This is a genomic window from Vibrio cincinnatiensis DSM 19608, assembly GCF_900167345.1.
GTDB lineage: Bacteria > Pseudomonadota > Gammaproteobacteria > Enterobacterales > Vibrionaceae > Vibrio > Vibrio cincinnatiensis.
The window spans coordinates 80,826-103,533 of sequence record NZ_FUXB01000015.1 but is presented as its reverse complement, the minus strand read 5'-3'; the positions used below and the strand labels follow the sequence as shown (position 1 = coordinate 103,533).

Sequence of the window (22,708 nt, the reverse complement as noted above, 5' to 3'; positions counted from 1 at the left end):
CGGGTTCGAGTCCCGTCCGCTCCGCCACTGACATGAATCCCTAGTAGCGATACTAGGGATTTTTTGCTGTCTGAGGGAAAAATTCTCCACTGGATCATTATTCATCTCAGAACTATCTTATTTATCTATTCTACGTACGACGTTCATTCTAGCTCTTTCTCTTATTCTCTTGGCTTTTCTGTGCTTTTTTGCTTTGTTATTTGAGGGGTAGAGGTCATTTTAGACGGCGATTATGAAGTTTTGCGATTGGCGACGAAGTGGCTATAGGGTGACCGGTAATAAAAAAGCCGATGCTAGGCATCGGCTCTGAAAATGAGCGGTTCTTTAAACTATACGTACTGAGCGACTTTGGCTTTTAAGGCCTGTTTGTCTGCATCAGATAGGAAGGCCAGTTCCAGACCATTGATCTGCGCCTGATGGATCTGCTCTTGGCTCAACCCTGCTTGAGGTGCGGCGACTTCATACTCGTAAGGAAGCTCAATGCCCTCTACCGCAGGATCGTCGGTATTGAGGCAGGCCACTACACCATGCTCTAAAAAACGCTTGAGAGGATGCTGTACCAAGCTTTCTACCGTACTGGTTTGAATGTTGGAGGTTAGGCATGACTCAATACCAATACGATGCTTCGCTAAATAATCCATTAGTTTTGGGTCGTGGATGGCTTTTACTCCATGCCCTATACGGGTTGCTCCTAGCTCTTGTATTGCTTGCCACATACTTTCTGGACCTGCCGCTTCTCCAGCATGAACGGTGACGTGTAAATTGGCATTTCGGACTTGTGTAAAATGTTCGATAAAGCGATCGCCTGGTTGTCCTAACTCATCACCAGCAAGGTCTACAGCGACAAAGTGTTCCTTTTGGCTAAGGATAGCATCGAGTTCGTGTTGACAAGCTTGGAAGCCAAATGTTCGGCTCATAATGCCGATCAAATTCACTGAAACACCAAAATCGCGGATACCAGCTTTAACGCCATCAATAACGGCTTCAACGACACCATGAAGAGGTAGTTGATGTTTCATCGCCATATAGTAGGGAGAGAAGCGTAATTCTGCATAATCGATTTGAGCGTTAACTAAATCTTCTACATTTTCATAGGCAACACGTCGACAGGCATTAAGATCGCCTAATACAGCGACTCCCCAATCGAGTTTAGCAAGAAAGGCAACCAATGAGGGTTCGGCTTCTACTATTTGCACGTAAGGTGTTAATGCCTCGATATTATCAGCTGGCAGGGCTATATTGAATTCTTTACCTAACTCGAGAATAGTTTGGGTCCGGATGTTTCCATCTAGATGGCGATGTAGATCAGTCAATGGGATATTTTTCGTTATCATTATCTTCTTCCAAGTCGAAATCGGTATTAAGTATAAAAATCAAAATTCGCCCTGTCAGTATGAGTTATCGATAAATGGCACTATTTGACCGCTCTCTTTTTACTCATTACGGATTATGTTGATGAATATTACATCAATAAAGTTCTTTGAGTTTACGAGTTAGTGTATTACGTCCCCAACCTAAAACTTTTGCCGCATCTTGTTTATGACCATTGGTATGATTTAAAGCGGCTTCTAACAAAATACGTTCAAATTCGGGCTGAGCATGAGTAAGGAGCTCCGTTTCACCTGCTTCTAGTGCTGTTTTTGCCCAACTTTCTAACTGTTTTTTCCAGCTAACGACATTCTCCGTCTCAAACGGTTTTCTTTCATTTAACAGTTCAGGAGGAAAATCACTCGGTAACACTTCTGTGCCACTTGCCATGACCGTTAGCCAGCGGCACATATTTTCTAGTTGTCTGACATTTCCCGGCCATTCTAAACGGTTCAGTATCTCAATACTTTTTGGGTGTAAGGTTTTCATCTCAACCCCAAGCTCTTTTGCTGCGAGTGCGAGGAAGTGTTTCGTCAATTTTTCAATGTCTTGACGACGTTCTCGAAGTGCCGGAATTTGAATGCGAATAACATTGAGGCGATGAAAGAGATCTTCACGAAACTTACCTTGATGAACGAGTTTCTCAAGATGTTGGTGTGTGGCGGCGACAATACGGACATCGACTTTTATCGCTGAATGACCACCCACACGATAGAATTGACCATCAGCTAAAACACGAAGTAAGCGGGTTTGTATATCAAGCGGCATATCACCGATTTCATCTAAGAAAAGTGTGCCACCGTTTGCTTGCTCAAATCGACCTTGTCGAACACTATTCGCTCCCGTAAATGCTCCTTTCTCGTGACCAAACAGTTCAGACTCAATTAAGTCTTTGGGAATTGCTGCCATATTTAACGCAATGAAAGGTTTTTGAGCTCTTGGGCTATGCCGATGTAAAGCATGGGCAACCAGTTCTTTCCCTGTTCCCGATTCACCATTAATTAATACCGAAATGGAGGAGCGAGACAGACGGCCAATGGCTCGGAAAACCTCTTGCATTGCTGGTGCTTCCCCTATGATTTCTGGTGAGTTATAGGGAGGTAGCTGCTGTTTTGATTGTTCTTTACGTTGTTCTTGTCCATGGGCAATGGCCCGTTCAGCTAAAGCGACGGCTTCATCCACATCAAACGGTTTGGCTAAGTACTCAAAAGCCCCTTTTTGATAGGCATTGACGGCTGCATCAAGGTCTGAATGAGCGGTCATGATGATGACGGGAAGCTCAGGTGTACGTGAATGGACTTGATTGAGTAGCTCAATACCATCAATACCGGGCATGCGAATATCAGAAATTAACACATCGGGAGTTTCTCGTTCTAACGCCATGAGAACGCTTTCAGCATCGGTAAAGGTTTCACATTTTATGTTGGCTGATGATAAGGTCTTTTCCATCACCCAACGTATGGAGCTGTCATCATCGACAACCCAGACATATCCTTTACTCATTCTTTCCTCTCCTAACTGCAGCCGATTCTTTTAGCGGTGATCAAATTGGCAAATAAATGGTGAATGTTGTTCTTCCAGGCCAGCTTTCTACCTCAATTTTTCCATTGTGTTGGTCTATTAGGTTTTGTGAAATGGACAACCCAAGCCCAGTACCACCTTCTCGACCACTCACCATAGGATAAAAGAGCGTATCTTGTAGCTCGACTGGAATACCGGGTCCATTATCAATAATTTCAATTCTGGCGACTAATTTATGGCGATGACCATGAATGTTAGCTTGGTGCACTGTTCTGGTGCGTAGTGTGATTTGCCCCTGAGGCTGCTGAGATAAAATTTGTGCAGCATTACTGACGATATTGAGTAGCGCTTGTTCTATTTGATCGGTATCGATCATTAACTCAGGTAGGCTTGGGTCATAATCCCGTTCAATAAATAACGTGTTCTTGGTGTCAAGCTCTACGAGTTGGCGAACTTTTTCTAAGATGACGTGCAAGTTTTCTCGTTTCTTCTTACCTGGTTTTTGCGGACCAAGTAGGCGGTCGACGAGTGTTCTCAATCGATCAGCTTGTTCGATAATGATTTGAGTATATTCTGTCAAACTTTGGTCTGGTAGCGTCCGTTCAAGTAGTTGAGCGGCACCGCGTAAGCCACCCAGAGGATTTTTTATTTCATGGGCAAGGCTTCGTACCAATAGCTTCGCAGCTTGTTGTTGTGCGTGCTGGTTGAGCTCTTGGGTAAGGCGGCGCTGCTGGCCAACTTTTCGCATTTCAACCAACAGCATTAACTCTTTCTTCCATGATAATGGGCTGACCGTCACTTCTAACATTAATGGCTTACCATCGACGACAAAAGTGACATCACTGTCGGTAATGCTCTGCCCGCTTTGTAATGGCTGAGATAAGAGTGCTAAATCCATCGAGGCATGCTGAACAAGTTTGGATAAGGGTTGATCAATAATGCGTTTCGCACTTTGAGCAAAAAGTTGTTCAGCCGCGGGGTTGGCGTAACGCACGCATAATGTTTCATCCAGCATTAAAGTGGCGGTTACAATATTGTTTAATATCGTGGCACTTAATTCAGCAGTCACAAGGCACCTTGCTCTTATTTATGATTGCACCTATTTGGTGCATAACCTTAAACCAGTATGGCGCAACGGGGCATAAAGACAAAGTGTGATTGCCAATTAGCGAGGATTTTCTCGCTTAACTTGCTAATTTACTGAGGCTCGATGTAAATGTACCGTTACTGGTTTTGATAATGCAATAACCTTGCCGTTTACTACCGCTTGAATCATAAAGAGATGCGTGCCTCTATCAATATTTTTGAGTTCCCATTCTGGAAGAGTGGTTGGAGCGCCATAAGGTTTACCATTGACGAATAACTGTAAGTGCTCACTGACCTGTAAGTTTCGATTCAATCGACTCACTATATGAATTTCCCCTTTGTTACTTCGAATGGTTTGTTCCTGAGTTGGATGGATAATATCGATGTTTAAATCGGGCAAAGGGGCCTTATTATTCTTGGTTGCAAGTTGTGTTGATGGGGGATCGATAGGTTCTGGTTCTTCAAATTTGGGGGCTGGTGCTGAAGCATTATGATCAGGGAGGGAGACTGATTGAGCGACTGGGCTTTGTGGAAAATCACTAAAGTGGATAACACCATTTTCATCTTCCCAGATATACGCATTACTAGCATAAAGATTACAGTTATACAGGGAAGTCAGCAACATCGAGATTATGGGAAACCATTTCATAACTCACCTCAATATGAGCACGTTAAGTCAGGGGAGAAATAAGACGGGAGAGAGTCCTAATATGTAATCATCATGTTAAATTGAAGAGGAGCTAAACACCAATAGAGAAAAGGCCCGCCTGCGAGGCGAGCCTAAAATTATTGTGCAAAAAGTGGGTGTTTTACACGAAGTGAGACTTATACCGAGTAATACAGTTCAAACTCTAACGGATGAACGGCCATATTGACACGTTCAACGTCTTTTGACTTCAACTTAATGTAAGAATCGATGAAATCATCAGAGAAAACACCACCAGCGGTGAGGAACTCACGATCTTCATTCAGGTTCTGCAGAGCTTGTTGTAGAGACTCAGAAACGGTTGGGATTTCTGCCGCTTCTTCTGCTGGAAGGTCGTATAGATCTTTATCCATCGCATCTCCAGGGTGAATCTTATTCTTGATTCCATCAAGGCCAGCCATTAGTAGAGCGGCGAAAGCTAGGTATGGGTTTGCGGCTGGATCGGGGAAGCGGACTTCAACACGACGAGCTTTAGCACTGGGTACGATAGGAATACGGATAGAGGCGCTACGGTTACGAGCCGAGTAGGCAAGCATTACTGGAGCTTCAAATCCAGGAACTAAGCGCTTATAAGAGTTTGTAGATGGGTTGGTGAAAGCATTCAGTGCGCGAGCGTGTTTGATCACACCACCGATATAGTAAAGTGCTGTTTCAGACAAACCGCCGTATTTGTCGCCTGCAAATAAGTTGACACCATCTTTTGCAAGAGATTGGTGGACGTGCATACCACTACCGTTATCGCCAACCAGTGGTTTAGGCATGAAGGTTGCTGTCTTGCCAAATGCATGAGCAACGTTATGAACGACATATTTGTAGATCTGAATTTCGTCTGCTTTGGCTGTCAATGTATTGAAACGTGTTGCGATTTCATTCTGGCCTGCTGTAGCGACCTCGTGGTGATGTGCTTCAACAACTAGTCCCATTTCTTCCATGATCAAACACATGGCTGAACGGATATCCTGAGAAGAGTCAACGGGTGCGACTGGGAAATAACCCCCTTTTACGCCAGGACGGTGACCTTTGTTGCCTTCTTCATAGTCGGAACCTGTGTTCCAAGCAGCTTCGACATCATCAATTTTGAAGAAAGAGCCCGACATATCTGTTGAAAATTTTACATCATCAAATAGGAAGAATTCAGGTTCTGGCCCAACAAGAACGGTATCCGCAATACCGGTAGAACGCATGTAATCTTCAGCACGTTTTGCGATAGAACGTGGGTCACGATCATAACCTTGCATCGTTGCTGGCTCTAGAATGTCACAGCGGATGTTGAGAGTTGCGTCTTCTGTGAATGGGTCAAGCACAGCAGATGACGCGTCAGGCATCATTACCATGTCTGATTCATTGATACCTTTCCAGCCAGCAACGGATGAACCATCGAACATTTTTCCTTCTTCGAAGAAGTCGGCATCGATTTGGTGAGCAGGAATGGAGATATGCTGCTCTTTACCTTTTGTGTCTGTGAAGCGTAGGTCAACAAACTTAACTTCGTTTTCTTGGATCAGCGATAGTACGTTTTCTACTGACATCTTGGATAACCTCCAGTGTTAATAAAGCGGTTTGGGCTCGAATCAAAATGAAACCAGCATAGATTAATGGCTTTACTGTGACTTAATCGATGCTATTTCTTTACAGCGATAATCGTGCCAACTTATTAATGTCCATAAATTCAATGAATTACATTGCCTTGTTTTATTTTGGTGCTTTCGATTGCACCAAAATGATCACTCAGTGCACCAATCTGGTGCTTTTGCGCCTTTTGTATGCACCAGCTTCTCGCAAAGAGGCTTCATTCAGCCGACTATTTTGGATCTTGTCAATCTGCATTTTCTATTTGTGATTAAGGTTTGTATTCAATGAAATCACCGACTAGTCTGTAATTAAGAGGAAATTGGGCGGGATAGATCACATTTTTCTAGGTTTTTCTTCAAAATCTGGTACATTATTGACCATTTTTTTAACTAAAATTTAGGCTACGTTTTTGCACTCCCGCAAAAATGGGCTCTTTGTGTAATAAGTGAAGCAAAACTCCATGGCTACTCCACAGATTGAAAAACTAAGAAATATTGCGATCATCGCGCACGTTGACCACGGTAAAACGACCTTGGTGGATAAACTACTCCAGCAGTCGGGTACATTAGAGTCTCGCGGTGATCTCGAAGAGCGAGTCATGGACTCGAACGATATAGAAAAAGAGCGTGGCATCACCATCTTGGCGAAAAATACTGCCATTAACTGGAATGACTACCGCATTAACATCGTAGATACCCCAGGACACGCTGATTTCGGTGGTGAGGTTGAGCGTATCATGTCTATGGTGGACTGTGTGTGCTTAATTGTTGACGCGGTTGATGGCCCAATGCCACAAACGCGTTTCGTGACGCAAAAAGCCTTTGCTCACGGTCTGAAACCGATTGTAGTTATTAACAAAATCGACCGCCCGGGTGCTCGTCCTGATTGGGTTATGGATCAAGTATTTGACTTATTTGATAACCTAGGAGCCAGTGATGAGCAACTGGATTTCCAAGTCGTTTATGCATCAGCTCTGAACGGTTGGGCAACGCTGGAAGAAGGTACCACGGGCGAAAACATGGAACCGCTGTTCCAAGCTATCGTCGATAATGTTGAGCCTCCACAAGTTGATCTTGATGGCCCACTACAGATGCAAATTTCTCAGCTTGATTACAGCTCATACGTTGGTGTTATTGGTGTGGGCCGTGTTACGCGTGGTACGGTGAAAGCAAACCAACAAGTCAGCATTATTTCTGCCGATGGCAAAAAACGTAATGGTAAGGTTGGAACGGTACTGGGTTATCTAGGTCTACAACGTTCAGAAACTGAGCAAGCAACAGCGGGTGATATCGTTGCGATTACAGGTCTTGGTGAGTTGAAAATCTCTGATACCATCTGTGATGTCAATGCCGTTGAAGCGCTGAAACCACTGAGTGTTGATGAACCGACTGTGACCATGACATTCCAAGTGAATACTTCACCCTTTGCCGGTAAAGAAGGTAAATTTGTTACTTCACGTAATATTCTTGAGCGTCTAGAAAAAGAATTAGTACACAACGTGGCGCTGCGTGTAGAACAAACTGATGATCCGGATAAATTCCGTGTTTCTGGCCGTGGTGAACTGCATCTTTCTATCTTGATTGAAAATATGCGTCGTGAAGGTTTCGAACTGGCGGTTTCTCGTCCTGAAGTTATTTTGAAGGAAGAAAATGGTCAACTGATGGAACCGTTTGAAACCGTGACTATTGATGTAATGGAAGAGCACCAAGGTGGCATTATGGAGAAAATCGGTTTGCGTAAAGGTGAACTGAAAGATATGTCTCCAGATGGTAAAGGTCGTGTACGTCTTGATTTCGTTATGCCTTCACGTGGTTTGATTGGTTTCCAAACCGAGTTTATGACTCTGACGTCTGGTTCCGGTCTGCTTTATCATACGTTTGATCACTATGGCCCACATAAAGGTGGTGATATTGGTCAGCGTATGAATGGTGTTTTAATCTCAAATGCTACGGGTAAAGCTCTGACTTACGCTCTGTTTAATCTGCAAGAGCGTGGCCGTCTGTTTACCGAGCATGCGGATGAAGTGTATGAAGGCCAGATCGTGGGGATTCATAACCGTTCAAATGATTTAACGGTTAACTGTCTGAAAGGCAAGCAACTGACTAACGTTCGAGCTTCTGGTACGGATGAAGCGCAAGTCTTAACTCCGCCGATTAAATATACTCTTGAGCAAGCTTTAGAGTTTATCGATGATGATGAACTGGTTGAAGTCACGCCAAAGAGTATTCGTATTCGTAAGAAACATCTAACAGAAAACGATCGTAAACGTGCGGCACGCGATAATAAATAATCATTAAACTGGATTATTCCGCCCTTAGCTGTAATGGTTAAGGGCTTTTTTATTTTTTAAGAAAAGCAAAATTATCTTGATTAGGTGTTTTTGTCATTTTTTCAGTAGAATTATTAGACGGATGAGGAATCAAAGGGGGAGAACGTTTGCAATTAGAGCCTTTTATTAAATGTAGCCTGAGCTTTATTCGCTACTTATTCAATCGAATGGCGCATGACCGAATCAATATTAATGCAGGGTATCTGGCTTATATTACTCTGTTATCGCTTGTGCCGATGCTGACGGTGCTATTGTCCATTCTTTCCTCATTTACCATTTTTGATAATGTGGGGGAGGTGATCCAGGATTTTGTGATCACTCATTTTGTACCCGCTGCTGGAGATGCCGTCAGCCAAGCATTACTTGAGTTTGTCACCAATACAGGAAAAATGACGGCCGTTGGTGGTGCTTTTTTATTTATTGCTGCATTGATGCTCATCTCTAACATTGATAAAAACTTGAACTACATTTGGCGTGTGCGAAATAAACGGCGACCTGTCTTTTCTTTCTCCATGTATTGGATGATCTTAACTTTAGGCCCAATATTGGTTGGCACTAGCATTGCTGTTACCTCTTATATTACATCGTTAAAAGTGCTGGATAGCGAAGCGCTGAGCGGAGCTTTTAATTTTTTCTTACGTAGGCTCCCTTTTCTTCTTTCTTTGTTTGCTTTTATTGGGCTTTATGTCTTAGTCCCCAATAAAAAGGTTCGTTTTGTTCATGCCTTATCCGGTGCGTTTGTTGCGGCCATTTTATTTGAGTTAAGTAAAAAAGCCTTTGCATTTTACATTACTCAATTTCCCTCTTATCAGTTGATCTATGGTGCCTTAGCGGCGATCCCGATTTTGTTTGTTTGGGTTTATTTATGTTGGTTAATTGTTTTAATTGGAGCTGAAGTCACCGCCGCTCTTGGTGAAAGTGAACAGTGGAGGCGAACGTTGAACGTGATAGACTCTTCTATCAAATTAGAAAAAAAGCAAGGAGAGAGCGACAGTGATCGCGTTGATTCAACGAGTAAGTGAAGCCTCTGTGAAGGTTGATGGGCAAGTTGTTGGGCAAATTGAGCGGGGCTTATTAGTTTTACTCGGTGTTGAGCGAGACGACACTGAAGCGAAAGCTAAACGTCTCGTTGAACGGGTGAGTCGTTATCGAGTGTTTGAAGATGATGCAGGAAAAATGAATCTAAGCGTGAAAGATATCGGTGGAAGCCTGCTCGTGGTTTCTCAATTTACCTTGCCAGCGGATACGAAAAAAGGAACAAGGGCCGGTTTTTCTCGAGGTGCATCCCCTCAGCAAGCGGAGTATCTGTATAATTATTTTTCGGATTTATGTGCAACGATATTACCCACGGAGTGTGGACGTTTTGCGCAAGATATGAAAGTGTCACTCATTAATGATGGCCCGGTTACTTTTTGGTTACAGGCCTAATAGGTACGTAATTTCGTACTTTTTGGAAGGGAATCTATGTTCAAACTTATTACGCCGAAGACGGAGAATCAGCTCAATAAGTATTACTATTTTCGTTGGCAGATGCTACGTGAACCTTGGCAGATGCCGATTGGTTCAGAACGAGATGAATATGATTCCATGAGTCATCACCGCATGATCGTTGATGGGAGAGGGCGACCCATGGCGATTGGCCGTTTATATATCACTCCAGATTGTGAGGGGCAAATTCGTTATATGGCGGTGAAATCAAGCCGTCGTAATAAAGGGATGGGATCATTATTATTAATTGCACTGGAATCGCTCGCTCGACAAGATGGGGCAAAACGGCTCGTCTGTAATTCTCGTGAAGATGCGATCGCATTTTATGCGAAAAATGGCTTTGAACGACGTGGAGCTCTAACCGATGAACGTGGGCCGGTACGTCATCAACAAATGGTTAAACCGCTCGATCCGATGGCGAATGTGATTCGCAAACCAGAATGGTGTAGTGAGTTACAGGAGCGCTGGGCGACTCATATTCCGATTAGTGAAAAAATGGGTATTAAAGTACAGCAATACACTGGATATCAGTTTCAGTGTAGTGCTCAGCTTAACCCTAATTTAAATCCTCATAATACGCTGTTTGCAGGCTCTGCGTTCACATTAGCGACCTTAACTGGCTGGGGGATGGCTTGGCTGCTGATGCGGGAGCGAGATCTACATGGTGACATTGTACTGGTTGATAGTCGGATTCGTTACCGTCATCCTGTGGTTCATAATCCGGTGGCGTCAACGTCCCTAGATGGGATGAGCGGGGATTTAGATCGATTAGCGGCTGGGCGTAAAGCTCGTATTGTGGTGAAGGTGGATATTCACAGTGGAGATACCGAAGCGGTGGAGTTTATTGGCACCTATATGTTGATCCCCGACTATCTCAATATTATTGAGCAGGCTCGTCTTATTGGATAATAGAACAGCGGTGATCTACTTTATTTTGTTGCTGATTACGCCACAAATCAAACAAGATATGTTGGCACTTTTGCATTAGGTTAAGCTCTAACTTTCCTTGCTGGGGGGTGAGTAAATCTAAAGTACCGGAGAGTGTTGCTGATAAGGCTGGCCCCTGTAATGTCGATTCAGGGAGTGTGATTCGACCTCGGTCGGCTTGGAGCCGGAGATCATCAAGCTGAAAGGGCTGAATCGTGAGAGTATCGTGTTGCTGAAAAGAGAGTAGCCCAGAGTGTAAGCTTGCCTGCATATCACCAGTTAAAGAGTGACTCAGCATGGCATAATCACGAGTTAAACCTCGAAGTCGTAGTTCTATATCCGCTAAGCCCTCGACCTTAAAAGGTAGTGTTAGCCAAGCATTAAGAGGCTTTAATGGTAGGCTGTCTGTGTGAAGGTCGATGTACCATGGAGCGCTGGGTTGAGTAAAATTCCAACCGGCAACGAGGTCGATATAGCCTTGCGCTAAAGGGAAGAAAGCGCGCTTTAACTGCCAGTCTCCTTGTTGACTTTGCATTTCTATGATGCCTTGTGTCGCAATCAGATCCGCCACACTGGCACTATTGGCACTGAGGTTTAACTGGCCATTCCATAACCCCCAGTGGCCTTGCTTCATCACTTCCAACTGATGCCCTTCAATATTCAGTCCCGATAGTTGCCAAACCGGGGGCGTCGTCAGTTGAATGATCTGTAGATTATGAGCTCGGAGTTGATTGAAGGTAATACCTTGAATCTGATTGAATATGGTTGGCCATGTCGGAGTGGGAACGGGTTCATCAAGCCACTTAATCCCGCTGAGTGTGAGTTGATCAACGTTGAGGTGGGTGGGAGAAAACCGCCCTGCAAAGTGTACATAGCCTTGGAGTAGTTGTGAGTTAAAGCTATGGATAGTCGCTTGCTGTTGGGCTAAAGTGAGCTGAAGAGCGGGTTCTATCCAAGCGAGTTGTTGCCATTCGATTTTATCGGCGTTCAGTGACAGATAAGCCCCTTCTTGCTGCCATACTGAGTAGTGCAAGTTCACATTCTCAATAGATAGGCTAATGTTTTCCATCACTATGTCATGGAAAGAGAGATGGCTCTGTAAGACATCCAAGCTATTAATATGCTGTAGATATGGCTCAATCATTGGCCACCAAGAATGTAGAGAATCAACGGTTTTTTCCGTCACGTTGAGCTGGCTGATGGTTGTGTTGATCAGTGACCAACCCGTAGAGTATTGCTCTGCTTGCCCTGAAATTTGAGCTCCATTCCATTCAAATGAAGCGCCATAAAGGGTGCTGTCTTGCGGTTGATAGTTTGCATCAATGAGCAGTGAATTGATGGCCTCGCCTTGCCAATAAAATTGTTCTGCACTGAGTTGTATTTCACCATAAGGAAGCCATTGTTCTTTTTCGAGCCATAGCGGCCGATGAATTTGTACATTGACACCACGGGCGATCAAACCATGATGAGCAAAATCAATATTATGTAGAGCAAGGTGAGCAATTTCCCATTGTGTTGGAAGGGGATAATCTGGCAATCCAGAAGCAAAATTTCCACCATCAATTAATAGGCTATCAACTTGCCACTTCCCATGTTTGATGAATCGAGGGTTTAACCAAATATCGAGTTGTTGAAGGGGAAGCGTCTTTTTATCCAGCATAATGGTTGGGTTAGAAAAACGAAAATGTAGAGGGTAGTGGTATTCAACTTGGCTAAAAGTAAAGAATTCGGGCCATAGACGAGCAGTTAACCACTGAGCGCTTGGCGTTAAATATCGAGTATGCAATAGAGCCACCGTGAGTAACATAACCATCAATAGTAATGTGCAGCATCCTATCCCTAAGGCGACGAATTTTTTCATTTTTCCCTAATATTTATTTCACCTAGACAGATCCGCAACCAGCTTGGAGCAAATCGCATTTTGCTTCAACTAAAAAAGCCCCTCAATGAGGGGCTTTGCTGGTGAGTTATCACAATTAATCTAATTGTGGTCCTGCTGCAACCAGAGCTTTACCTTCTGCGTTGTCAGTATATTTCTCAAAGTTGTTGATGAAACGAGACGCGAGATCTTTGGCTTTGCTTTCCCACTGTAGTGGATCCACATACGTGTCACGAGGGTCAAGAATCGCCGGATCAACCCCAGGTAAAGAGGTAGGAATTTCCAAATTAAAGATTGGAATTTGTTTCGTTTCGGCCTGCTCAATAGAACCATCGAGAATCGCATCGATGATACCTCGGGTATCTTTGATTGAGATACGTTTACCTGAACCATTCCAGCCGGTATTGACCAGATAAGCTTCAGCTCCCACAGCTTCCATACGCTTCACTAACACTTCTGCATACTGTGTGGGGTGCAGGGTCAAGAATGCAGCGCCAAAACACGCTGAGAAGGTTGGTGTTGGCTCGGTAATACCTCGTTCAGTCCCTGCCAATTTGGCTGTAAAGCCTGATAGGAAGTGATACTTCGTCTGCTCTGCCGTGAGCTTAGAAACGGGGGGTAATACGCCAAAAGCGTCCGCAGATAGGAAGATCACTTTGTTCGCATGTCCGCCTTTAGACACGGGTTTCACGATATTTTCGATATGATAAATCGGGTAAGAGACACGTGTATTTTCGGTTTTCGAACCGTCATCAAAGTCAATCGAACCATCACCACGAACGGTGACGTTTTCTAGTAGTGCATCACGGCGGATAGCATTATAAATATCGGGTTCTGCTTCTTTAGAAAGTTTGATGGTTTTTGCGTAGCAGCCACCTTCAAAGTTAAAGACACCGTCATCATCCCAGCCATGCTCATCATCACCAATCAAGGCGCGTTTGGGATCGGTGGAAAGCGTCGTTTTCCCTGTACCAGACAAACCGAAGAAAATCGCCACATCGCCGTCTTTGCCCATATTGGCTGAACAGTGCATAGAGGCAATCCCTTGTAATGGCAGGAAGTAGTTCATCATTGCGAACATTCCTTTCTTCATTTCGCCGCCATACCAAGTTCCACCAATCAGTTGCATTTTTTCTGTCAGGTTAAAGACAGTGAAGTTCTCGGAATTCAGCCCTTGTTCTTGCCACTTGTCATTGGTGCATTTTGCCCCATTCATGACGACAAAGTCAGGGATAAAGTTGGCTAATTCCTCTTCTGATGGACGAATAAACATGTTTTTTACAAAGTGAGCTTGCCATGCCACTTCAGTAATAAACCGTACGCATAAGCGAGTATCTGCGTTAGCGCCACAGTAGCCATCAACGACAAATAAACGTTTGTTTGATAGTTGTTTACCTACCAGTGACTTTAGTTCATTCCAGACCGCTTGGGTGATCGGTTTGTTGTCGTTTTTCGCTTGTTCAGATGTCCACCATAGGGTGTCACGAGTGGTATCATCTTTAACAATAAATTTATCTTTTGGTGAGCGACCGGTAAAAATACCAGTATCCACAGCAACTGCACCCAGTTCAGTGACGACGCCTTTTTCGTAGCCTTCTAAATCTGTGCGAGTTTCTTCTGCGTATAACAAGTCATAACTGGGGTTGCGGATAATGTCTACCGCATCAGTAATGCCATATTGGGTAAGATCTAATTGTGCAGCCTTGTTTTGTTCCATAACGGTCATAGGTGCTCCTTAATAAGAATTTTGTAGGGATTTTGTATAAATGTTTGTAATTGTTATCTGCTCACCATGCTAGCAACGGGGTCGGTAAAAAACAGGGAGCTAGTTCAAAGATTGTCCATGCTTTGTTTGAGGTTTTATGTAACCCGTCACAGATATTAGCTTCTCTATTCTATCTCGTGCACAAAGCCTTGTGCTAGACCCAAAGATTAATATTAGCAAGAAAATAAGTATGGCGTACGGTGTTGGTAATTGTTGATTTTTCTGGATTTTAGAGTGAAAAAACAGCCAGTGATGCGCTGGCTGTAAGGAGGTTTTTTCGTGCTTGTTAAGCTGAGAAAATTAATGGAGCGTTGGTCGATCGGATGATTGGTTTTCAAACAATTCTGCTACTTGAGCACTATCAAAAGAGTAGGTTGTTCCGCAATAGTCACAGTGCAAAGCCACAACGCCTTCTTCCGCTAAAATGGTGTTTATTTGCTCTTTATCGATAGCGATAATTGCAGAAGCACTGCGATCACGAGAACAACCACATTTGAATTCAACGGCTTGTGGCGTGAACAACTGAACCTTTTCTTGGTTATAGAGGCGGTATAACAGTTCATTGGCGGCTAGACTAAATAGCTCTTCATCTTTCACGGTGTTGGTGAGTTGTTCTAAGTGTTCGAAATCATTTTCTGTGCCCGTACCATCCGGCATCACTTGCAGTAACATGCCTGCAGCATGAGGTTTTCCTGCATGCTCTCCCGTTCGAATCCATAAACGAGTGTTCAACTGTTCAGAACGTAAAAAATAGCCTTCTAGAACTTGAGCGAGGCTATCGCCTTCTAATCCCACGACCCCTTGGTAACGCTCACCTTTTTTCGGTTCAATGGTAATGACTAAATGCCCTTTCCCCATTAATTGATGGAAGTTGGCCTCTTCTTCAATTTCTCCTTGCCAGCGAGCCACACCTCGGACTTTCTGTTGGTTATCACCGTTGATAACAACGAGAGAAACTGGGCCATCACCTTGCAGTTGTAAGGTGATGGAACCTTCAAATTTCAATGTTGCAGTCAATAGAGTTGTTGCAACCAACAACTCACCAAGCAGGGTTTGTATTGGTTTAGGATAGGCTTGGCTGGTGATGATCTGTTGGAATACGTCATCCAATTGAACCAGTTCACCACGCACTGACAAATCTTCAAATAGATAGCGGTGTAATTGGTTATTGGCCATGGTTTGTGTTGTCATAAGGAGTTATCCGGCTAATTTATTGATGTTTGAACTTGAGAAGATCGCGGCGCTGTTTCTTATCTGGACGTCGTTCAGGGCTCGGGTTATGAGCATTAAGTTTACGAACCAGTGCTTGACGTTCACGTTTAGCGATACTTTCATTGGTTTCTCGATAAAGGGTTTGAGCTTCAGGGGCTCCTCGTCTTTGCTCTGATAGTTGTTCCACGATAATGGTTTTTTCTTCATTGCCTTGACGCAGGGTAATGGTCGCTCCAATTTCAACGATTTTACTGGGTTTGCTGCGTTGTCCATTATAGTGGACTTTCCCGCCATCAACCATATTTCGCGCCACCGAGCGAGTTTTATAAAATCTTGCGGCCCATAGCCATTTATCCAGTCGAATCACTGGGGAAGGGGAACTCATATTGAAAAACTACCTCTAATGGTTCTAGCTGCGCTCGGTTCTCTTTTTTGCTTGCAGTCAATGATCGATTTGCGAAGATGAGAGAGACGCAGGGTTTTCAACACAATGGTGACCATTTCGTCTTTTTTCAAGTGAATTGCCACACTTATCACAAGAAAATTCAGGCATCTGTCGCACCGATTATCGTGCTCATGTATATTAACTGTTTGAATTAAAAGTTATACCGTAGCGTCATTTATATTAATGAAACATCATTAGGGATACAGGGTGAAACGAATGGACTTGAACCGATGGAGCGTAAATGGAAGTTGGTCCTTATTCTTACGTTGGCAGTCACCATTAAGTCAGGCATTAACGATCGTCGGAATTGTATTATCAGCTTGGTTGGTTGGTCAGAGTATCTGGTTGATTTTACAGCCTAAACCTAGCCTTACTTTATGGGCCTCGACAGCCGTTCCCCCGGTATCATCCCCTTCTCGTCTTAATATTCAGTCGCTACAAAATAGTGAGCTATTTGGTCGTTATACTGTACAAACTGCTTCTCCGGTCACAACCGTAGTAAAAGTAGATGCACCGCCGACTCGTCTTAACTTAACATTGGTGGGCGTGGTTGCCAGTACGGATCAACCACGTAGCCTTGCGGTGATCGCTAATCGAGGGCAGCAGAATACTTATGGCTTGAATGAGGAAATTGAGGGAACTCGAGCAGTATTAAAAGCGGTGTTTGTTGACCGAGTGATTATTGATAATTCAGGGCGAGATGAAACCTTGATGCTTGAAGGCCGAGACTATCAAACCTCTACGATTCAGACGCTAGAGCGTCCCGTGGCGGTTAATTCATCGGTGGAAGACAAACTGACTGCTATTCGAGATGAAATTAACCGTAGCCCTCAAGAAGTCTTTAAATATGTTTCTCTATCACAGGTCAAACAGGACGAGAGCGTCATTGGCTATCGGGTAAGCCCAGGGAAAGACCCTGCATTATTTGAAGCCGTTGGGTTGCAAGCCGGTGATATTGCCATTCAACTGAATGGATTAGATTTAACCGATCCTAGTGTCATGACTCAGGTATTTGAATCGGTATCGGATCTGACAGAACTTAACCTTACGGTAGAGCGTGATGGACAATCACATGATATCTATATTCAATTTTAATAGCCAAGTGGCAGTAATTAATCAGGGAGTGTTGTGTGAAGCATTGGCTTAATAAAAGTGCATGGCTGCTAGTTGGAAGTTTACTTGCTTCACCCATCGCTTTCGCAAATGAAGCATTTAGTGCCAGTTTTAAAGGCACAGATATTCAAGAATTTATTAATATTGTTGGTCGAAATCTTGAGAAAACCATCATCGTTGATCCGTCAGTGCGAGGAAAGATTGATGTTCGTAGCTATGACACATTAAGTGGTGAACAATATTACAGCTTCTTTTTGAATGTGTTGGAAGTTTATGGTTTTGCTGTGGTTGAGATGGATAACGGCGTCTTGAAGGTGATTCGGGCTAAAGATGCTAAAACTTCAGCCATCCCCGTTTTAGGGAATGACGACCGGGCGAATGGCGACCATGTGATTACTCAAGTGGTGACAGTTAAAAATGTCTCGGTACGTGAATTATCGCCGCTACTGCGTCAATTGATCGATAACGCTGGGGCAGGTAACGTGGTTCACTATGATCCGGCCAATATTATTTTGATCACGGGACGTGCGGCGGTGGTGAATCGTTTAGCCGATATCATTCGCCGAGTTGATCAAGCGGGTGATAAAGATATTGAAATTGTAGAGCTGAAAAATGCGTCTGCCTCAGAGATGGTTCGCATTGTTGAAGCACTGAGTAAAGCCAGTGACGCTAAAAATACCCCTGAATTTTTACAGCCGAAATTTGTTGCTGATGAGCGAACAAACTCTATTTTAATTTCAGGCGATCCCAAAGTTCGAGAGCGCATGAGGCGTTTAATTCGCCAGCTTGATGTTGAGATGGCGACACGAGGCAACAACCGCGTTGTCTATTTAAAATATGCAAAAGCTGAAAATTTAGTGAGTGTACTGAAAGGCGTTTCAGATAATCTGCAATCGGATAAGCAAACGGGCCAAAGGAGCACTTCATCACCCAGCGGAAATGTTGTGATTGCGGCTCACGCCGATACCAATTCGATTGTCATTACTGCACCTCAAGACATTATGAGTGCTTTATTGGATGTGATAGCGCAATTGGATATCCGCCGTGCTCAAGTATTAATTGAAGCTTTAATCGTTGAAATGGCAGAAGGCGATGGCATTAATCTTGGGGTTCAATGGGGATCACTCAAAGATGGTACTGTAATTCAATACGGCAATACGGGTGCTCAGATTGGTCAGGTGATGGTGGGATTAGAGGAAACGAAAGATACCACGACCACGAGTACTTATACTTATACGGATGCGAATGGCAATATTCAAACTCGTCCTATCACCAGTACCACATCAGGAAGCTACTCTACACTTGCATCGGCGCTATCGGGCATTAATGGCGCAGCCGTTGGCATTATGATGGGAGACTGGACGGCGCTGATTAGTGCCGTATCAAGCACCTCTAGCACCAATATTCTTTCCTCACCCAGTATTACCGTGATGGATAACGGTGAAGCCTCATTTATTGTTGGTGAAGAAGTTCCTGTTCTCACTGGTTCCACTGCAGGCTCAAATAATGACAACCCCTTCCAAACGGTAGAACGTAAAGAGGTAGGTATTAAATTAAAAGTGGTGCCTCAAATCAATGAAGGGGATTCTGTTCAACTATCGATAGAACAAGAAGTGTCGAATGTCTTGGGGGCGAATGGCGCAGTTGATGTACGCTTTGCCAAGCGTCAGCTCAATACATCGGTAATGGTACAAGATGGGCAGATGTTGGTACTTGGGGGGTTAATTGATGAACGCACTGCAGAAAGTGAATCCAAAGTACCACTGCTGGGCGATATTCCCCTTTTAGGGTATCTTTTCCGCTCAACCAGTACTCAAGTAGAAAAGAAAAACTTAATGGTCTTTATCAAACCAACCATTATTCGTGATGGTATGACGGCCGATGGTATTACTCAACGCAAATATAACTATATCCGTGCCGAGCAACTGTTTAAAGCCGATCAAGGGTTGAAGTTGATGGATAATAGCCATATTCCTGTGTTGCCTCAATTTGGTGAAGAGCGTCGTCATGCCCCAGAAATTCAAGCCTTTTTGGATCAAATGGGCATACAGCAATGAGTATCGATGTCCCCGAGACGCTGACAACCCGTCGATTGCCTTTTAGTTTTGCAAATCGTCATAAACTGGTGCTGGAATGGGATCGCGCGCAAGAGCAAGCAACGCTTTACTACGTTACACCTATCGCATTCATGGCCTTAGTTGAGGTTCAACGGGTGTTAAGAAGCCCATTGACCTTGGTCGAGTTAAATGACGCTGTGTTTGATGCCAAATTGACCGAAGTCTACCAACGAGATTCTTCAGAAGCGCGTCAGTTGATGGAAGATATTGGCGCCGATAGTGACGATTTCTTTTCCTTGGCAGAAGAGCTCCCACAAAGCGAAGATCTACTGGAATCTGAAGATGATGCCCCCATCATTAAATTGATCAATGCCATGTTAGGGGAAGCGATCAAAGAAGGTGCATCGGATATTCACATTGAAACCTTTGAAAAAACACTCTCGATTCGTTTTCGAGTCGATGGGGTTTTACGAGAAGTGTTATCACCTAGCCGTAAACTCTCTCCCTTGTTGGTTTCTCGTGTCAAAGTCATGGCTAAGCTCGATATTGCTGAAAAGCGAGTACCACAAGATGGGCGAATCTCATTACGTATTGGGGGGCGCTCTGTCGATGTTCGTGTCTCAACCATGCCGTCTTCCCATGGTGAGCGTGTTGTGATGCGTTTGCTGGATAAAAATGCCACACGGCTAGAGTTACACAGTTTAGGCATGACGACACAAAACCAGAAAAATTTCCGTCATTTAATTGAACGCCCTCATGGTATTTTGCTGGTTACCGGACCAACGGGATCAGGGAAATCAACCACGTTATATGCTGGTTTACAAGAACTTAACAGTAGTGAGCGCAACATTCTCACGGTTGAGGATCCTATTGAGTTTGATATTGATGGTATTGGCCAGACGCAGGTGAACACCAAAGTGGATATGACTTTTGCTCGTGGTTTGCGAGCCATTCTCCGTCAAGACCCAGATGTGGTGATGGTCGGCGAGATTCGTGATCTCGAAACCGCTCAAATTGCAGTCCAAGCTTCGCTAACCGGGCACTTAGTGATGTCCACCTTGCATACCAACACCGCGATTGGTGCGGTAACTCGTCTACGTGATATGGGGATCGAACCCTTTCTTATTTCCTCTTCATTATTAGGCGTTCTTGCTCAGCGTTTGGTGCGTACGTTATGTCCCGATTGCAAACAGCCTTACGAGGCAGATAAAGAGCAGAAGAAATGGTTTAAGTTGGGGAAAAAAGAGCCATTGACGCTGTATCGTGCTCATGGGTGTGAAAAATGTAATTTTAAAGGCTACCGCGGGCGTACGGGGATCCATGAGCTCATGTTGGTGGATGAAGAGGTTCAAGCATTAATTCATCGGGAGGCCGGCGAGCAAGCTATTGAACAAGCCATTCGCAGTAAAACGCCCAGTATCCGTGAAGATGGTTTAGATAAAGTTCGCCAAGGCATCACTTCTTTGGAAGAGGTGATGCGTGTGACTAAGGAGTCCTAATGGCGGCATTTGAGTACAAGGCACTGGATGCAAAAGGCAAACAAAAGAAAGGCATTATGGAGGGCGATCATGCTCGCCAGGTACGTCAGCGATTAAAAGAGCAAGGAATGATTCCTGTTGAAGTGCAGGAAACCCAAGCTAAGTCAGCCAAAAATAGACAAACCAGTTGGGTAAAACCAAGAGGGATCAGCACGCCAGATCTCGCTTTACTCACTCGCCAACTTTCCACCTTAGTACAATCAGGTATGCCACTCGAAGAGTGTTTGAGAGCCGTTTCAGAGCAATCTGAGAAACCTAAAATTCGCAATATGATGGCGGCGGTTCGATCCAAAGTGACGGAAGGGTATACCTTGGCTGATAGTTTAGCTGACTACCCGCATATCTTCGATGATCTCTTTCGCTCTATGGTGGCGGCGGGAGAGAAGTCTGGGCATCTCGATGCCATTTTACAGCGGCTGGCTGATTATGCTGAAAATCGCCAAAAGATGCGTTCGAAATTGCTGCAAGCCTTGCTGTATCCGATTGTCTTAGTGGTCTTTGCCATCGGTATTGTTGCCTTTTTGCTGGCGGCGGTGGTGCCGAAGATTATCGGCCAATTTGTACAAATGGGCCAAGCCTTACCTGCGTCGACGCAATTTTTACTCTCAGCAAGTGATTTTATCCAGCAGTGGGGAGTGACTGTGTTACTGCTGATATTGGTACTGATCTATTTCATCAAATGGTTGCTTAGCAAACCCAGCATTCGTCTCTATTGGCATCAAAAACTACTTCATCTCCCCATGGTGGGGAAAATAGCACGAGGCTTGAATACCTCACGTTTTGCTCGGACGTTATCCATTTGTACCTCAAGTGCTATTCCCATTCTTGAGGGAATGCGTGTTGCGGTGGATGTGATGACTAATCAGTATGTCAAACAGCAAGTATTACTGGCGGTCGATAATGTTCGAGAAGGCTCTAGCCTGCGTAAAGCACTGACTCAAACCAAGCTGTTTCCACCGATGATGTTGCATATGATCGCCAGTGGTGAGCAAAGTGGTGAGCTCGAAAGCATGCTTACACGGGCGGCCGATAACCAAGATGCAAGTTTTGAGTCCACCATCAATATTGCATTAGGTATTTTTACGCCAGTGTTGATTGCGTTAATGGCGGGCTTAGTTTTATTTATTGTGATGGCCACGTTAATGCCAATCTTAGAAATGAATAATTTAATGAGCCGTTAGTCGGTGAATGATGAAAAGAGCAAGATGGGAGTAACTATGAAGAAAAGAGCAAATAGACAATCAGGCTTTACTCTGCTGGAAGTGATGGTTGTGGTGGTGATTTTAGGAATTCTTGCCAGTGTGGTTGTTCCTAATCTACTGGGAAATAAAGATAAAGCCGATCAGCAAAAAGCCATTACCGATATTGTGGCGCTAGAAAATGCGTTGGACATGTATCGGTTGGATAACAGTGTCTACCCAACGACGGATCAAGGGTTAGAAGCCTTAGTGAGTAAACCCTCTAATCCTGAACCGAGAAATTACCGTGCTGATGGCTACATTCGTCGGTTACCCAAAGATCCATGGGGAAATGATTACCAATATTTAAGCCCTGGTGAGCATGGTCGTGTTGATGTCTTTACCTTAGGTGCTGATGGCCAAGAAGGGGGTGAGGGAGCAAATGCCGACATTGGTAACTGGAATCTACAAGATTTTCAGTAAACGTTGTGAACAAACAGATGGATCTTGATGACAATGGTATT

Annotated in this window: 18 protein-coding genes; 9 read left to right on the top strand and 9 right to left on the bottom strand. The window is 44.2% G+C overall.

Annotated features, from left to right (window positions below; translation table 11 throughout):
* Positions 1–329 precede the first annotated feature (329 nt).
* The 5 genes from add to glnA form a co-directional block, all read right to left on the bottom strand.
* Positions 330–1,334, bottom strand: a complete 1,005-nt coding sequence (gene add / locus B5D54_RS13990) for an adenosine deaminase (protein ID WP_078927179.1) — start codon at positions 1,332–1,334, stop codon at positions 330–332.
* Between the two features lie 133 nt (positions 1,335–1,467).
* On the bottom strand, positions 1,468–2,871 hold the full coding sequence (glnG, locus tag B5D54_RS13985) for a nitrogen regulation protein NR(I) (RefSeq protein WP_078927178.1): 1,404 nt from the start codon (positions 2,869–2,871) through the stop codon (positions 1,468–1,470).
* 40 nt (positions 2,872–2,911) lie between these two features.
* A complete protein-coding gene (gene glnL / locus B5D54_RS13980) occupies positions 2,912–3,958 on the bottom strand; it encodes a nitrogen regulation protein NR(II) (RefSeq protein ID WP_078927177.1) in 1,047 nt (348 codons plus the stop codon).
* Positions 3,959–4,081: 123 nt separating this feature from the next.
* Positions 4,082–4,624, bottom strand: coding sequence for a DUF4124 domain-containing protein (locus tag B5D54_RS13975; RefSeq protein WP_078927176.1), 543 nt, complete (start codon positions 4,622–4,624; stop codon positions 4,082–4,084).
* A 176-nt stretch (positions 4,625–4,800) separates the two neighbouring features.
* Positions 4,801–6,210 carry a glutamate--ammonia ligase gene (gene glnA, locus B5D54_RS13970; RefSeq protein WP_078927175.1) on the bottom strand — a complete coding sequence of 470 codons (1,410 nt, stop codon included), beginning with the start codon at positions 6,208–6,210 and terminating at the stop codon, positions 4,801–4,803.
* A 503-nt stretch (positions 6,211–6,713) separates the two neighbouring features.
* Between glnA and typA the strand changes: the two genes are divergently transcribed.
* From typA to B5D54_RS13950, 4 genes are all read left to right on the top strand, one after another.
* Positions 6,714–8,543, top strand: a complete 1,830-nt coding sequence (gene typA / locus B5D54_RS13965; RefSeq protein ID WP_078927173.1) for a translational GTPase TypA — start codon at positions 6,714–6,716, stop codon at positions 8,541–8,543.
* 206 nt (positions 8,544–8,749) lie between these two features.
* Positions 8,750–9,604: a virulence factor BrkB family protein gene (locus B5D54_RS13960; RefSeq protein WP_407834909.1), complete on the top strand. Its 855-nt coding sequence runs from the start codon at positions 8,750–8,752 to the stop codon at positions 9,602–9,604.
* Positions 9,576–10,010 (top strand): D-aminoacyl-tRNA deacylase, encoded by a 435-nt coding sequence (dtd, locus tag B5D54_RS13955; protein WP_078927171.1) that lies wholly within the window; start codon positions 9,576–9,578, stop codon positions 10,008–10,010. Before B5D54_RS13960 ends, dtd begins: the two co-directional genes overlap by 29 nt.
* A 36-nt stretch (positions 10,011–10,046) precedes the next feature.
* A complete protein-coding gene (locus tag B5D54_RS13950; RefSeq protein WP_078927170.1) occupies positions 10,047–10,979 on the top strand; it encodes a bifunctional GNAT family N-acetyltransferase/hotdog fold thioesterase in 933 nt (310 codons plus the stop codon).
* On the opposite strand, the gene B5D54_RS13945 is transcribed toward B5D54_RS13950, so the two are convergent.
* The 4 genes from B5D54_RS13945 to hslR all read right to left on the bottom strand — a co-directional run bounded on the left by B5D54_RS13945 (position 10,969) and on the right by hslR (position 16,238).
* Positions 10,969–12,858: an AsmA family protein gene (locus tag B5D54_RS13945; protein WP_078927169.1), complete on the bottom strand. Its 1,890-nt coding sequence runs from the start codon at positions 12,856–12,858 to the stop codon at positions 10,969–10,971. The genes B5D54_RS13950 and B5D54_RS13945 overlap by 11 nt on opposite strands.
* Before the next feature lie 115 nt (positions 12,859–12,973).
* On the bottom strand, positions 12,974–14,602 hold the full coding sequence (gene pckA / locus B5D54_RS13940) for a phosphoenolpyruvate carboxykinase (ATP) (protein ID WP_078927168.1): 1,629 nt from the start codon (positions 14,600–14,602) through the stop codon (positions 12,974–12,976).
* A gap of 339 nt (positions 14,603–14,941) precedes the next feature.
* Entirely contained in the window at positions 14,942–15,817 is an 876-nt protein-coding gene (gene hslO / locus B5D54_RS13935; RefSeq protein WP_078927184.1) for an Hsp33 family molecular chaperone HslO, read from the bottom strand.
* Between the two features lie 34 nt (positions 15,818–15,851).
* A complete protein-coding gene (gene hslR, locus B5D54_RS13930; RefSeq protein WP_078927167.1) occupies positions 15,852–16,238 on the bottom strand; it encodes a ribosome-associated heat shock protein Hsp15 in 387 nt (128 codons plus the stop codon).
* Between the two features lie 276 nt (positions 16,239–16,514).
* Between hslR and gspC the strand changes: the two genes are divergently transcribed.
* From gspC to gspG, 5 genes are read left to right on the top strand one after another with little or no spacing between them, the layout of a single operon-like run.
* Positions 16,515–17,393 carry a type II secretion system protein GspC gene (gene gspC, locus B5D54_RS13925; protein WP_115173950.1) on the top strand — a complete coding sequence of 293 codons (879 nt, stop codon included), beginning with the start codon at positions 16,515–16,517 and terminating at the stop codon, positions 17,391–17,393.
* 35 nt (positions 17,394–17,428) lie between these two features.
* The gene (gene gspD, locus B5D54_RS13920) at positions 17,429–19,468 is read left to right on the top strand and encodes a type II secretion system secretin GspD (protein ID WP_078927165.1); all 2,040 of its coding nucleotides are present in this window, start codon (positions 17,429–17,431) and stop codon (positions 19,466–19,468) included.
* Entirely contained in the window at positions 19,465–20,967 is a 1,503-nt protein-coding gene (gene gspE, locus B5D54_RS13915) for a type II secretion system ATPase GspE (protein ID WP_078927164.1), read from the top strand. Before gspD ends, gspE begins: the two co-directional genes overlap by 4 nt.
* The gene (gspF, locus tag B5D54_RS13910; RefSeq protein ID WP_115173951.1) at positions 20,967–22,187 is read left to right on the top strand and encodes a type II secretion system inner membrane protein GspF; all 1,221 of its coding nucleotides are present in this window, start codon (positions 20,967–20,969) and stop codon (positions 22,185–22,187) included. Before gspE ends, gspF begins: the two co-directional genes overlap by 1 nt.
* A 36-nt stretch (positions 22,188–22,223) precedes the next feature.
* Positions 22,224–22,667 carry a type II secretion system major pseudopilin GspG gene (gene gspG, locus B5D54_RS16970; RefSeq protein ID WP_115173952.1) on the top strand — a complete coding sequence of 148 codons (444 nt, stop codon included), beginning with the start codon at positions 22,224–22,226 and terminating at the stop codon, positions 22,665–22,667.
* The last annotated feature ends 41 nt before the right edge of the window (positions 22,668–22,708 follow it).